The sequence below is a fragment of the Janthinobacterium sp. TPC_1 genome (assembly GCF_056037845.1).
In genome coordinates this window covers 1,462,392-1,476,466 of sequence record NZ_CP195157.1, presented here as the reverse complement: position 1 = coordinate 1,476,466, position 14,075 = coordinate 1,462,392, and the positions used below count along the sequence as shown (strand labels likewise).

Annotated in this window: 2 protein-coding genes, 4 tRNA genes and 6 rRNA genes; 11 read left to right on the top strand and 1 reads right to left on the bottom strand. The window is 52.6% G+C overall.

The window, feature by feature from the left end:
• Positions 1 to 401 precede the first annotated feature (401 nt).
• The 11 genes from ACQVLG_RS07145 to ACQVLG_RS07095 all read left to right on the top strand — a co-directional run bounded on the left by ACQVLG_RS07145 (position 402) and on the right by ACQVLG_RS07095 (position 12,557).
• A 16S ribosomal RNA gene (locus ACQVLG_RS07145) occupies positions 402 to 1,933 on the top strand.
• Between the two features lie 98 nt (positions 1,934 to 2,031).
• Positions 2,032 to 2,108 (top strand) — tRNA-Ile (locus tag ACQVLG_RS07140).
• A gap of 19 nt (positions 2,109 to 2,127) precedes the next feature.
• Positions 2,128 to 2,203, top strand: a tRNA-Ala gene (locus tag ACQVLG_RS07135).
• 247 nt (positions 2,204 to 2,450) lie between these two features.
• Positions 2,451 to 5,325, top strand: a 23S ribosomal RNA gene (locus tag ACQVLG_RS07130).
• A 164-nt stretch (positions 5,326 to 5,489) separates the two neighbouring features.
• A 5S ribosomal RNA gene (gene rrf, locus ACQVLG_RS07125) occupies positions 5,490 to 5,602 on the top strand.
• Between the two features lie 700 nt (positions 5,603 to 6,302).
• A 16S ribosomal RNA gene (locus tag ACQVLG_RS07120) occupies positions 6,303 to 7,833 on the top strand.
• 100 nt (positions 7,834 to 7,933) lie between these two features.
• A tRNA-Ile gene (locus tag ACQVLG_RS07115) sits at positions 7,934 to 8,010 on the top strand.
• A gap of 18 nt (positions 8,011 to 8,028) precedes the next feature.
• Positions 8,029 to 8,104 (top strand) — tRNA-Ala (locus tag ACQVLG_RS07110).
• A gap of 247 nt (positions 8,105 to 8,351) precedes the next feature.
• Positions 8,352 to 11,227 (top strand): 23S ribosomal RNA (locus ACQVLG_RS07105).
• A 139-nt stretch (positions 11,228 to 11,366) separates the two neighbouring features.
• Positions 11,367 to 11,479, top strand: a 5S ribosomal RNA gene (gene rrf, locus ACQVLG_RS07100).
• The 16S, 23S and 5S rRNA genes sit together here with 4 tRNA genes alongside, the layout of an rRNA operon.
• 214 nt (positions 11,480 to 11,693) lie before the next feature.
• The gene (locus tag ACQVLG_RS07095; RefSeq protein ID WP_474293630.1) at positions 11,694 to 12,557 is read left to right on the top strand and encodes a lysostaphin resistance A-like protein; all 864 of its coding nucleotides are present in this window, start codon (positions 11,694 to 11,696) and stop codon (positions 12,555 to 12,557) included.
• A gap of 1 nt (position 12,558) precedes the next feature.
• Here the strand turns inward: ACQVLG_RS07095 and dacB are convergent, their stop codons facing one another.
• Positions 12,559 to 14,067: a D-alanyl-D-alanine carboxypeptidase/D-alanyl-D-alanine endopeptidase gene (gene dacB / locus ACQVLG_RS07090; RefSeq protein WP_474293628.1), complete on the bottom strand. Its 1,509-nt coding sequence runs from the start codon at positions 14,065 to 14,067 to the stop codon at positions 12,559 to 12,561.
• Between the last annotated feature and the right edge of the window lie 8 nt (positions 14,068 to 14,075).

Sequence of the window (14,075 nt, the reverse complement as noted above, 5' to 3'; positions counted from 1 at the left end):
GGGGCGCTTTGCTATAGTTCGCCTCCCCAATGAGACGCAGTCAAATGCGGCAGTTGAGGATCACCGGAAACGGCGATGAGTAGTAAAAGAAGGAGTTGACGGATGTAGTGAAATGCTTCATACTCTTCCTTCTTCGCAGCTGACAAACACAACGCTTTGTCGATAGCGCGAGAGTAGCAAATAAGCAGTACCGAATACAGTTCTTTAACAATTAACAGTCGATAAGTGTGGGCATTTGATGTAGTGCAGCGCCGATCTTCGGATTGGCGTCATACTTAAAATATCAAATGTTCACAAGAAATAATGAAATAGGCGCTACGAAAGTAGTGGCCTGTCAGTTTTTTGAGTGAGCGACCCGTCAGCAATGACGGTGCCAATAAAATGGCAAAGTAACAGAGATTAAACTGAAGAGTTTGATCCTGGCTCAGATTGAACGCTGGCGGCATGCCTTACACATGCAAGTCGAACGGCAGCACGGAGCTTGCTCTGGTGGCGAGTGGCGAACGGGTGAGTAATATATCGGAACGTACCCTAGAGTGGGGGATAACGTAGCGAAAGTTACGCTAATACCGCATACGATCTAAGGATGAAAGTGGGGGATCGCAAGACCTCATGCTCGTGGAGCGGCCGATATCTGATTAGCTAGTTGGTAGGGTAAAAGCCTACCAAGGCATCGATCAGTAGCTGGTCTGAGAGGACGACCAGCCACACTGGAACTGAGACACGGTCCAGACTCCTACGGGAGGCAGCAGTGGGGAATTTTGGACAATGGGCGAAAGCCTGATCCAGCAATGCCGCGTGAGTGAAGAAGGCCTTCGGGTTGTAAAGCTCTTTTGTCAGGGAAGAAACGGTGAAGGCTAATATCCTTTGCTAATGACGGTACCTGAAGAATAAGCACCGGCTAACTACGTGCCAGCAGCCCGCGGTAATACGTAGGGTGCAAGCGTTAATCGGAATTACTGGGCGTAAAGCGTGCGCAGGCGGTTTTGTAAGTCTGATGTGAAATCCCCGGGCTCAACCTGGGAATTGCATTGGAGACTGCAAGGCTAGAATCTGGCAGAGGGGGGTAGAATTCCACGTGTAGCAGTGAAATGCGTAGATATGTGGAGGAACACCGATGGCGAAGGCAGCCCCCTGGGTCAAGATTGACGCTCATGCACGAAAGCGTGGGGAGCAAACAGGATTAGATACCCTGGTAGTCCACGCCCTAAACGATGTCTACTAGTTGTCGGGTCTTAATTGACTTGGTAACGCAGCTAACGCGTGAAGTAGACCGCCTGGGGAGTACGGTCGCAAGATTAAAACTCAAAGGAATTGACGGGGACCCGCACAAGCGGTGGATGATGTGGATTAATTCGATGCAACGCGAAAAACCTTACCTACCCTTGACATGGCTGGAATCCCCGAGAGATTGGGGAGTGCTCGAAAGAGAACCAGTACACAGGTGCTGCATGGCTGTCGTCAGCTCGTGTCGTGAGATGTTGGGTTAAGTCCCGCAACGAGCGCAACCCTTGTCATTAGTTGCTACGAAAGGGCACTCTAATGAGACTGCCGGTGACAAACCGGAGGAAGGTGGGGATGACGTCAAGTCCTCATGGCCCTTATGGGTAGGGCTTCACACGTCATACAATGGTACATACAGAGCGCCGCCAACCCGCGAGGGGGAGCTAATCGCAGAAAGTGTATCGTAGTCCGGATTGTAGTCTGCAACTCGACTGCATGAAGTTGGAATCGCTAGTAATCGCGGATCAGCATGTCGCGGTGAATACGTTCCCGGGTCTTGTACACACCGCCCGTCACACCATGGGAGCGGGTTTTACCAGAAGTAGGTAGCTTAACCGCAAGGAGGGCGCTTACCACGGTAGGATTCGTGACTGGGGTGAAGTCGTAACAAGGTAGCCGTATCGGAAGGTGCGGCTGGATCACCTCCTTTCTAGAGTTTGCACGAACCAGTAATGGTTCACGCATCAAATGTTCACACTTATCGGCTGTTAGTAAGAGAAGAAACAGTAGTCGTAGTAGCACCGCGTTGGGGCTGTAGCTCAGCTGGTTAGAGCACCGTGTTGATAACGCGGGGGTCGTTGGTTCGAGTCCAACCAGCCCTACCAGCTAATTAGTAAAATCTCAGGGGGATTAGCTCAGCTGGGAGAGCACCTGCTTTGCAAGCAGGGGGTCGTCGGTTCGATCCCGTCATCCTCCACCAAGTACTTTGAAAGTGCAAACGTAAGCCGGTCAACAAGACTGTGGTTTAGGTTTGATCTTTTAGCGATCAAAGCTGTTTCGTTCTTTAACAATCTGGAAGAAGTAAAGATTATTTATTGATCGGTTTGCCGTAAAACGCAAATCGATGGGTAATGATTGTATGTATCAACAAACAAGCAACAACGTTGTACTTTCTTATCCCTGTAGCGCTCTTTGATGGTTTCGACTATCAGAGGCTAACGTTATAGGGACAAGCGAATAAGTGCACATGGTGGATGCCTTGGCGATTACAGGCGATGAAGGACGTAGTAGCTTGCGATAAGCTGCGGGGAGTGAGCAAACACACTTTGATCCGCAGATTTCCGAATGGGGCAACCCACCCTTTTAGGGTATTGCATACTGAATACATAGGTATGCAAGGCGAACGCGGCGAACTGAAACATCTAAGTAGCTGCAGGAAAAGAAATCAACCGAGATTCCCAAAGTAGCGGCGAGCGAAATGGGAAGAGCCTGTACGTGATAGTCGGACCGATAACAGAATCCTCTGGAAATAGGAGCCATAGTGGGTGATAGCCCCGTATGTGAAATCGGACCGGTGGTACTAAGCGTACGACAAGTAGGGCGGGACACGTGACATCCTGTCTGAATATGGGGGGACCATCCTCCAAGGCTAAATACTCGTAATCGACCGATAGTGAACCAGTACCGTGAGGGAAAGGCGAAAAGAACCCCGGAAGGGGAGTGAAATAGATCCTGAAACCGTGTGCATACAAACAGTAGGAGCGGACTTGTTCCGTGACTGCGTACCTTTTGTATAATGGGTCAGCGACTTACATTCAGTGGCAAGGTTAACCAGATAGGGAAGCCGTAGAGAAATCGAGTCCGAATAGGGCGATCAGTCGCTGGGTGTAGACCCGAAACCAAGTGATCTACTCATGGCCAGGATGAAGGTGCGGTAACACGCCCTGGAGGTCCGAACCCACTAATGTTGAAAAATTAGGGGATGAGCTGTGGGTAGGGGTGAAAGGCTAAACAAACTTGGAAATAGCTGGTTCTCTCCGAAAACTATTTAGGTAGTGCCTCAAGTATCACCATCGGGGGTAGAGCACTGTTATGGCTAGGGGGTCATTGCGACTTACCAAACCATTGCAAACTCCGAATACCGATGAGTGCGAGCTTGGGAGACAGACGTCGGGTGCTAACGTCCGGCGTCAAGAGGGAAACAACCCAGACCGCCAGCTAAGGTCCCAAAGATTGGCTAAGTGGAAAACGAAGTGGGAAGGCTAAAACAGTCAGGATGTTGGCTTAGAAGCAGCCATCATTTAAAGAAAGCGTAATAGCTCACTGATCGAGTCGTCCTGCGCGGAAGATGTAACGGGGCTAAGCCAGTCACCGAAGCTGCGGATATCTAGCAATAGATATGGTAGGAGAGCGTTCTGTAAGCCTGCGAAGGTGTCTTGTAAAGGATGCTGGAGGTATCAGAAGTGCGAATGCTGACATGAGTAGCGATAATGGGGGTGAAAAGCCTCCACGCCGTAAGCCCAAGGTTTCCTGTTCAACGTTCATCGGAGCAGGGTGAGTCGGCCCCTAAGGCGAGGCAGAGATGCGTAGCTGATGGGAAGCAGGTTAATATTCCTGCACCGTCGTATGATGCGATGGGGGGACGGATCGCGGAAGGTTGTCCAACTGTTGGAATAGTTGGTTTCTGTCTCATAGAAGGCGCTTAGGCAAATCCGGGCGCGGAATTCAAGGGGATGGGACGAGTGAACTTGTTCACGAAGCAATCGGAAGTGGTTCCAAGAAAAGCCTCTAAGCTTCAGTCATACGAGACCGTACCGCAAACCGACACAGGTGGGCGAGATGAGTATTCTAAGGCGCTTGAGAGAACTCGGGAGAAGGAACTCGGCAAATTGGTACCGTAACTTCGGGAAAAGGTACGCCCCGTAGCTTGATTGGTTTACTCCATGAGGGTGAAAGGGTTGCAATAAACTGGTGGCTGCGACTGTTTAATAAAAACACAGCACTCTGCAAACACGAAAGTGGACGTATAGGGTGTGACGCCTGCCCGGTGCTGGAAGATTAAATGATGGGGTGCAAGCTCTTGATTGAAGTCCCAGTAAACGGCGGCCGTAACTATAACGGTCCTAAGGTAGCGAAATTCCTTGTCGGGTAAGTTCCGACCTGCACGAATGGCGTAACGATGGCCACACTGTCTCCTCCCGAGACTCAGCGAAGTTGAAATGTTTGTGATGATGCAATCTACCCGCGGCTAGACGGAAAGACCCCATGAACCTTTACTGTAGCTTTGCATTGGACTTTGAACCAATCTGTGTAGGATAGGTGGGAGGCTTTGAAGCGGGGACGCTAGTTCTCGTGGAGCCAACCTTGAAATACCACCCTGGTTTGTTTGAGGTTCTAACCTTGGTCCGTTATCCGGATCGGGGACAGTGCATGGTAGGCAGTTTGACTGGGGCGGTCTCCTCCTAAAGTGTAACGGAGGAGTTCGAAGGTACGCTAGATACGGTCGGACATCGTGTTGATAGTGCAATGGCATAAGCGTGCTTAACTGCGAGACTGACAAGTCGAGCAGGTACGAAAGTAGGACATAGTGATCCGGTGGTTCTGTATGGAAGGGCCATCGCTCAACGGATAAAAGGTACTCTGGGGATAACAGGCTGATTCCTCCCAAGAGTTCATATCGACGGGGGAGTTTGGCACCTCGATGTCGGCTCATCACATCCTGGGGCTGTAGCCGGTCCCAAGGGTATGGCTGTTCGCCATTTAAAGTGGTACGTGAGCTGGGTTTAAAACGTCGTGAGACAGTTTGGTCCCTATCTGCCGTGGGCGTTGGAAATTTGAAGGGGGCTGCTCCTAGTACGAGAGGACCGGAGTGGACGAACCTCTGGTGTACCGGTTGTCACGCCAGTGGCATTGCCGGGTAGCTAAGTTCGGAAGAGATAACCGCTGAAAGCATCTAAGCGGGAAACTTGCCTTGAGATGAGATTTCCCAGAGCCTTGAGCTCTTTGAAGGGTCGTTCGAGACCAGGACGTTGATAGGCTGGGTGTGGAAGTGCAGTAATGCATTAAGCTAACCAGTACTAATTGCCCGTACGGCTTGTCCCTATAACCTTAGCAGGTACAGAGGATGAGAAAGTACATGTTGCGTGAATGTTGATCGCAATCATTACCCCTTAGTGTTGTAACACTAATACCAAATACATAATCCTACTTCTTCCAGATTCATGGCCTTGTTGCTCCACAGAGAACAAGCGCCAGTACAAGTTATGCCTGATGACCATAGCAAGTTGGTCCCACCCCTTCCCATCCCGAACAGGACCGTGAAACAACTTTGCGCCGATGATAGTGCTGCAACCAGTGTGAAAGTAGGTTATCGTCAGGCTTGTTATTCGCAGTAAGAGAAAAACCCGTCAAGCAATTGGCGGGTTTTTTTTCGTCTGGCGGTTTACTCTCCAGGTATTACTGGAAATGCAGTCGTCAAGCTGTGCTTTATCCCTTACAAGGCTGTTGTCCTCGTCTGGCCAGCGCCGACCTGGTGCAGCTGCCCGTGAATCCGCTCATTAATAGGCAAGCGTCAATGGCCACCAGGGCATTCCGAATGGTATTGCCTGGTCAATTTGATAGTGATATGGCATCGCGTCATTAAATTTCACACTTTCTTAGAATAAACCTTGCTGCCTGCGTATAGCTTTGCTATAGTTCGCCTCCCCAATGAGGCGCTGTAGTTTGCGAAACAACGGGATCACTGGAAACGGTGAGGGTAGTAAAAAAGAAGGTTGACGGATTTAGCGAAATGCTTCATACTCTTCCTTCTTCGCAGCTGACAAACACAACGCTTTGTCGATAGCGCGAGAGTCGTAAATAAGCAGTGCCGAATACAGTTCTTTAACAATTAACAGTCGATAAGTGTGGACATTTGATGTAGTGCAGCGCCGATCTTCGGATTGGCGTCATACTTAAAATATCAAATGTTCACAAGAAATAATGAAATAGGCGCTACGAAAGTAGTGGCCTGTCAGTTTTTTGAGTGAGCGACCCGTCAGCAATGACGGTGCCAATAAAATGGCAAAGTAACAGAGATTAAACTGAAGAGTTTGATCCTGGCTCAGATTGAACGCTGGCGGCATGCCTTACACATGCAAGTCGAACGGCAGCACGGAGCTTGCTCTGGTGGCGAGTGGCGAACGGGTGAGTAATATATCGGAACGTACCCTAGAGTGGGGGATAACGTAGCGAAAGTTACGCTAATACCGCATACGATCTAAGGATGAAAGTGGGGGATCGCAAGACCTCATGCTCGTGGAGCGGCCGATATCTGATTAGCTAGTTGGTAGGGTAAAAGCCTACCAAGGCATCGATCAGTAGCTGGTCTGAGAGGACGACCAGCCACACTGGAACTGAGACACGGTCCAGACTCCTACGGGAGGCAGCAGTGGGGAATTTTGGACAATGGGCGAAAGCCTGATCCAGCAATGCCGCGTGAGTGAAGAAGGCCTTCGGGTTGTAAAGCTCTTTTGTCAGGGAAGAAACGGTGAGAGCTAATATCTCTTGCTAATGACGGTACCTGAAGAATAAGCACCGGCTAACTACGTGCCAGCAGCCGCGGTAATACGTAGGGTGCAAGCGTTAATCGGAATTACTGGGCGTAAAGCGTGCGCAGGCGGTTTTGTAAGTCTGATGTGAAATCCCCGGGCTCAACCTGGGAATTGCATTGGAGACTGCAAGGCTAGAATCTGGCAGAGGGGGGTAGAATTCCACGTGTAGCAGTGAAATGCGTAGATATGTGGAGGAACACCGATGGCGAAGGCAGCCCCCTGGGTCAAGATTGACGCTCATGCACGAAAGCGTGGGGAGCAAACAGGATTAGATACCCTGGTAGTCCACGCCCTAAACGATGTCTACTAGTTGTCGGGTCTTAATTGACTTGGTAACGCAGCTAACGCGTGAAGTAGACCGCCTGGGGAGTACGGTCGCAAGATTAAAACTCAAAGGAATTGACGGGGACCCGCACAAGCGGTGGATGATGTGGATTAATTCGATGCAACGCGAAAAACCTTACCTACCCTTGACATGGCTGGAATCCCCGAGAGATTGGGGAGTGCTCGAAAGAGAACCAGTACACAGGTGCTGCATGGCTGTCGTCAGCTCGTGTCGTGAGATGTTGGGTTAAGTCCCGCAACGAGCGCAACCCTTGTCATTAGTTGCTACGAAAGGGCACTCTAATGAGACTGCCGGTGACAAACCGGAGGAAGGTGGGGATGACGTCAAGTCCTCATGGCCCTTATGGGTAGGGCTTCACACGTCATACAATGGTACATACAGAGCGCCGCCAACCCGCGAGGGGGAGCTAATCGCAGAAAGTGTATCGTAGTCCGGATTGTAGTCTGCAACTCGACTGCATGAAGTTGGAATCGCTAGTAATCGCGGATCAGCATGTCGCGGTGAATACGTTCCCGGGTCTTGTACACACCGCCCGTCACACCATGGGAGCGGGTTTTACCAGAAGTAGGTAGCTTAACCGTAAGGAGGGCGCTTACCACGGTAGGATTCGTGACTGGGGTGAAGTCGTAACAAGGTAGCCGTATCGGAAGGTGCGGCTGGATCACCTCCTTTCTAGAGTTTGCACGAACCAGTTAAATGGTTCACGCATCAAATGTTCACACTTATCGGCTGTTTAATTAAGAAGAAACAGTAGTCGTAGTAGCACCGCGTTGGGGCTGTAGCTCAGCTGGTTAGAGCACCGTGTTGATAACGCGGGGGTCGTTGGTTCGAGTCCAACCAGCCCTACCAGCTAATTAGTAAATCTCAGGGGGATTAGCTCAGCTGGGAGAGCACCTGCTTTGCAAGCAGGGGGTCGTCGGTTCGATCCCGTCATCCTCCACCAAGTACTTTGAAAGTGCAAACGTAAGCCGGTCAACAAGACTGTGGTTTAGGTTTGATCTTTTAGCGATCAAAGCTGTTTCGTTCTTTAACAATCTGGAAGAAGTAAAGATTATTTATTGATCGGTTTGCCGTAAAACGCAAATCGATGGGTAATGATTGTATGTATCAACAAACAAGCAACAACGTTGTACTTTCTTATCCCTGTAGCGCTCTTTTCGTTTGAAAAAATGAAGAGGCTAACGTTATAGGGACAAGCGAATAAGTGCACATGGTGGATGCCTTGGCGATTACAGGCGATGAAGGACGTAGTAGCTTGCGATAAGCTGCGGGGAGTGAGCAAACACACTTTGATCCGCAGATTTCCGAATGGGGCAACCCACCCTTTTAGGGTATTGCATACTGAATACATAGGTATGCAAGGCGAACGCGGCGAACTGAAACATCTAAGTAGCTGCAGGAAAAGAAATCAACCGAGATTCCCAAAGTAGCGGCGAGCGAAATGGGAAGAGCCTGTACGTGATAGTCGGACCGATAACAGAATCCTCTGGAAATAGGAGCCATAGTGGGTGATAGCCCCGTATGTGAAATCGGACCGGTGGTACTAAGCGTACGACAAGTAGGGCGGGACACGTGACATCCTGTCTGAATATGGGGGGACCATCCTCCAAGGCTAAATACTCGTAATCGACCGATAGTGAACCAGTACCGTGAGGGAAAGGCGAAAAGAACCCCGGAAGGGGAGTGAAATAGATCCTGAAACCGTGTGCATACAAACAGTAGGAGCGGACTTGTTCCGTGACTGCGTACCTTTTGTATAATGGGTCAGCGACTTACATTCAGTGGCAAGGTTAACCGAATAGGGAAGCCGTAGAGAAATCGAGTCCGAATAGGGCGATCAGTCGCTGGGTGTAGACCCGAAACCAAGTGATCTACTCATGGCCAGGATGAAGGTGCGGTAACACGCCCTGGAGGTCCGAACCCACTAATGTTGAAAAATTAGGGGATGAGCTGTGGGTAGGGGTGAAAGGCTAAACAAACTTGGAAATAGCTGGTTCTCTCCGAAAACTATTTAGGTAGTGCCTCAAGTATCACCATCGGGGGTAGAGCACTGTTATGGCTAGGGGGTCATTGCGACTTACCAAACCATTGCAAACTCCGAATACCGATGAGTGCGAGCTTGGGAGACAGACGTCGGGTGCTAACGTCCGGCGTCAAGAGGGAAACAACCCAGACCGCCAGCTAAGGTCCCAAAGATTGGCTAAGTGGAAAACGAAGTGGGAAGGCTAAAACAGTCAGGATGTTGGCTTAGAAGCAGCCATCATTTAAAGAAAGCGTAATAGCTCACTGATCGAGTCGTCCTGCGCGGAAGATGTAACGGGGCTAAGCCAGTCACCGAAGCTGCGGATATCCTTTATTGGATATGGTAGGAGAGCGTTCTGTAAGCCTGCGAAGGTGTCTTGTAAAGGATGCTGGAGGTATCAGAAGTGCGAATGCTGACATGAGTAGCGATAATGGGGGTGAAAAGCCTCCACGCCGTAAGCCCAAGGTTTCCTGTTCAACGTTCATCGGAGCAGGGTGAGTCGGCCCCTAAGGCGAGGCAGAGATGCGTAGCTGATGGGAAGCAGGTTAATATTCCTGCACCGTCGTATGATGCGATGGGGGGACGGATCGCGGAAGGTTGTCTGACTGTTGGAATAGTCAGTTTCTGTCTCATAGAAGGCGCTTAGGCAAATCCGGGCGCGGAATTCAAGGGGATGGGACGAGTGAACTTGTTCACGAAGCAATCGGAAGTGGTTCCAAGAAAAGCCTCTAAGCTTCAGTCATACGAGACCGTACCGCAAACCGACACAGGTGGGCGAGATGAGTATTCTAAGGCGCTTGAGAGAACTCGGGAGAAGGAACTCGGCAAATTGGTACCGTAACTTCGGGAAAAGGTACGCCCCGGTAGCTTGATTGGTTTACTCCATGAGGGTGAAAGGGTTGCAATAAACTGGTGGCTGCGACTGTTTAATAAAAACACAGCACTCTGCAAACACGAAAGTGGACGTATAGGGTGTGACGCCTGCCCGGTGCTGGAAGATTAAATGATGGGGTGCAAGCTCTTGATTGAAGTCCCAGTAAACGGCGGCCGTAACTATAACGGTCCTAAGGTAGCGAAATTCCTTGTCGGGTAAGTTCCGACCTGCACGAATGGCGTAACGATGGCCACACTGTCTCCTCCCGAGACTCAGCGAAGTTGAAATGTTTGTGATGATGCAATCTACCCGCGGCTAGACGGAAAGACCCCATGAACCTTTACTGTAGCTTTGCATTGGACTTTGAACCAATCTGTGTAGGATAGGTGGGAGGCTTTGAAGCGGGGACGCTAGTTCTCGTGGAGCCAACCTTGAAATACCACCCTGGTTTGTTTGAGGTTCTAACCTTGGTCCGTTATCCGGATCGGGGACAGTGCATGGTAGGCAGTTTGACTGGGGCGGTCTCCTCCTAAAGTGTAACGGAGGAGTTCGAAGGTACGCTAGATACGGTCGGACATCGTGTTGATAGTGCAATGGCATAAGCGTGCTTAACTGCGAGACTGACAAGTCGAGCAGGTACGAAAGTAGGACATAGTGATCCGGTGGTTCTGTATGGAAGGGCCATCGCTCAACGGATAAAAGGTACTCTGGGGATAACAGGCTGATTCCTCCCAAGAGTTCATATCGACGGGGGAGTTTGGCACCTCGATGTCGGCTCATCACATCCTGGGGCTGTAGCCGGTCCCAAGGGTATGGCTGTTCGCCATTTAAAGTGGTACGTGAGCTGGGTTTAAAACGTCGTGAGACAGTTTGGTCCCTATCTGCCGTGGGCGTTGGAAATTTGAAGGGGGCTGCTCCTAGTACGAGAGGACCGGAGTGGACGAACCTCTGGTGTACCGGTTGTCACGCCAGTGGCATTGCCGGGTAGCTAAGTTCGGAAGAGATAACCGCTGAAAGCATCTAAGCGGGAAACTTGCCTTGAGATGAGATTTCCCAGAGCCTTGAGCTCTTTGAAGGGTCGTTCGAGACCAGGACGTTGATAGGCTGGGTGTGGAAGTGCAGTAATGCATTAAGCTAACCAGTACTAATTGCCCGTACGGCTTGTCCCTATAACCTTAGCAGGTACAGAGGATAAGACGGTACAACGTTGCGTGTGTGTTGATACACCGATTCATTACCCCAATCTTTGCTTCTTCCAGATTCATGGCCTTGTTGCTCAACAGAGAACAAGTGCCAGTACAAGTTATGCCTGATGACCATAGCAAGTTGGTCCCACCCCTTCCCATCCCGAACAGGACCGTGAAACAACTTTGCGCCGATGATAGTGCTGCAACCAGTGTGAAAGTAGGTTATCGTCAGGCTTGTTATACGCAGTAGAGAAAAACCCGATCAGAAATGGTCGGGTTTTTTTTCGTCCGCTGATTCCTCGCCATCCTTTTCCCGCTTTCACTCATTCCCCACGGGTGCTTAAAATACAACATCTTTCGATATTTATATAAGTGCTTATATAAATACTGCTACTATCGCTGTATGAAACAACTAGCAACCATACCCTGACAACCCACGAGGAAAGCGATGATGGACAACACCCTGAGCATGGCAACGAAAAAATCCCCCCTGGCGCGCCTGATGGCCTATCCACTGGTGCAGATTGTGCTGGGCATGGTGCTGACCTTTGCCGCGGTGCCGCTGGTGATGGGGACTGCCTCCCAACTGGTGGAAAAGCCTTACCGCGTCCTGTGGCCGCAGCTGCTGGCGGCGGTACTGGTGTGGTTCGGTTACCGTTTCTATGTGCGGCGCATCGAAAAGCGCCAGCCGGCCGAACTGGCAATGCCGGGCATGGCGCTTGAACTGGGACGCGGATTGCTGCTCGGCGCCGGACTGGTCTTTCTTACCTTTGTCGTGCTGGCAGCGCTGGGGGTATATCAGTTTAGCGGCGTCAACGCCCTGAGCTTGATGTTGCTGCTGCCGCTGGCTGAACTCGTGCTGGTCGGCATGGCCGAGGAGATGATGTTTCGCGGCATCGTGTTCGGCGTGACGGCACGTGCGCTGGGCAGCAAGGCCGCCATCGTGATTTCATCGCTGGTGTTCGCCCTGGCCCATTTGCCCAATGCCGGATTTTCGCTGCTGGCCATCGCCGCGATTGCTGCGTATGGCGTGTTGCAAGCCGCCCTGTACATGCAGACGCGCCGCCTGTGGGTTTGCATTGGCACGCATGTCGGCTGGAATTATTGCGTCAGCCAGGTGTTTTCCTCGACGGTATCGGGCCATGCGGCCACGGACGGCCTGCTGCGGGGGAAACTGGTGGGCAATGCCATGCTGACGGGCGGCGCCTTCGGCGTGGAAGCGTCGCTGGTGACCGTCTTGCTGATCGGCGCCGTCGCCGCCTACGTGCTGCGCCTGGCGTTCGCCAGCGTACCACGCACGGCACGGGACTAGTCTATTGACCGGCGACCACCGGCGCGACGCCGCTCCTGGCCACCCACTCGATCAGCGCGTCGACGGCGGCGCGGCCATTGCCGTTACCCACCAGGTCGCTATTGATCATGGCGACCACCACGCATTGCTGGTTGTTGGCGTCGGGCACATAGCCGGCGATGGCCACCACATTCTTTAATGTTCCCGTCTTGATGCGGGCCCGCGTGGCTGCGGGGCTGTTCAGCAGGCGCTTGCGCATGGTGCCGTCCAGCGCCACGATGGGCAGGCTGGACTGGAACTCGGGCGCCCACGGACTTTGCTGCATCGCCTGCAAGACGCCGGCCATTTGCGCTGGCGCAATGCGTCCCGTGCGCGACAAGCCGGAACCGTTGTCGACCAGCATGCCCTGGGTGTCGATATGGTGCCGCTGGAACCATTCCTGGATGACTTGCCGCGCGCGCGTGGCCGTGTCTTCCGGCGCGGCCATGGCGACGGGGCGGCTGCCCAGCCAGCCATCGCTTTGCAGGCTGCCCAGGCTCAGGAACAGGGTGCGGGCCAGGGTGTTGTCGGAAGTCTTGTTGATATCGCGCAAGACCTCCGGCAAGGCGCGCGCCACGTGGTCGGCCAGCATGCGCGTGCCGACCGGTTCGGCCGTCGGCGGCAAGCCCGTAAACGGCGCTTCGCGCACGGTGCCCGTGATCGTGCCGCCCAGGCGTTTCCAGGTGGCGCGGAATAAACGGTCCGCATAATCATTGCGGTCGAGCACATTGATGCTGGTAGCCTTGCTGCAATTTTGCGGGAAGGTGCCGTGCAGTATCACCTGCAGCTTGCCGCTCGCATCGCGCCGGTATTCGGGCGGGCGCCAGCCATCTTCTTCCCATCGCGCGCAACTGCCCTTGACCAGTTTCATGTCGCTGCTGATGCTGACGTTCTCGAGCGGCGGCTGCATGAGGATGCTCAATTGCCGGTCCGTCGAGTTCATGTTGATATCGAGCAAATTGGTGTTCAATAACAAGGCATCGGGGATGACGTTGTAGCGGAACTCGGCCGATTCATCGAACGGCGGCGCGCCGATGTCGGGCCGGGCCGGCTGGAACAGCTGGCGGTCCAGGATCAGGTCGCCCTTGATTTTCACGATGCCCTGGTTGCGCAGGGTTTGCAGCATGTGCGCCAGCACGTCCGCGTTGAAATCCGTGTCGGCGCCGCCGCGCAGGATCAGGTCGCCTTTCAGCACGCCATTGATGACGTCGGCGCTGGTGCGCAGTTCCGTGCGGCCGCGGAAGATGGGGCCCAGCTGCTCCAGGCCCACGGCCGTCGTCACCAGCTTCATGGTGGATGCGGGCTGCATGCTGCGCTCCGCCCCATGCGACAGCACGGTGGTGGTGTTGCCGCGCAAGACGATGGCGCCCATGGCGTCTTCGGGGATATTCGCGCTGCGCAACAGCAGGCTGACGGATTCGGGCAATTGCGCCTGGGCATTCGACAAGCCGATGCCAGCCAGCAAGGCGGCGATGAGGATGGGACGGAACATGGCTCTCC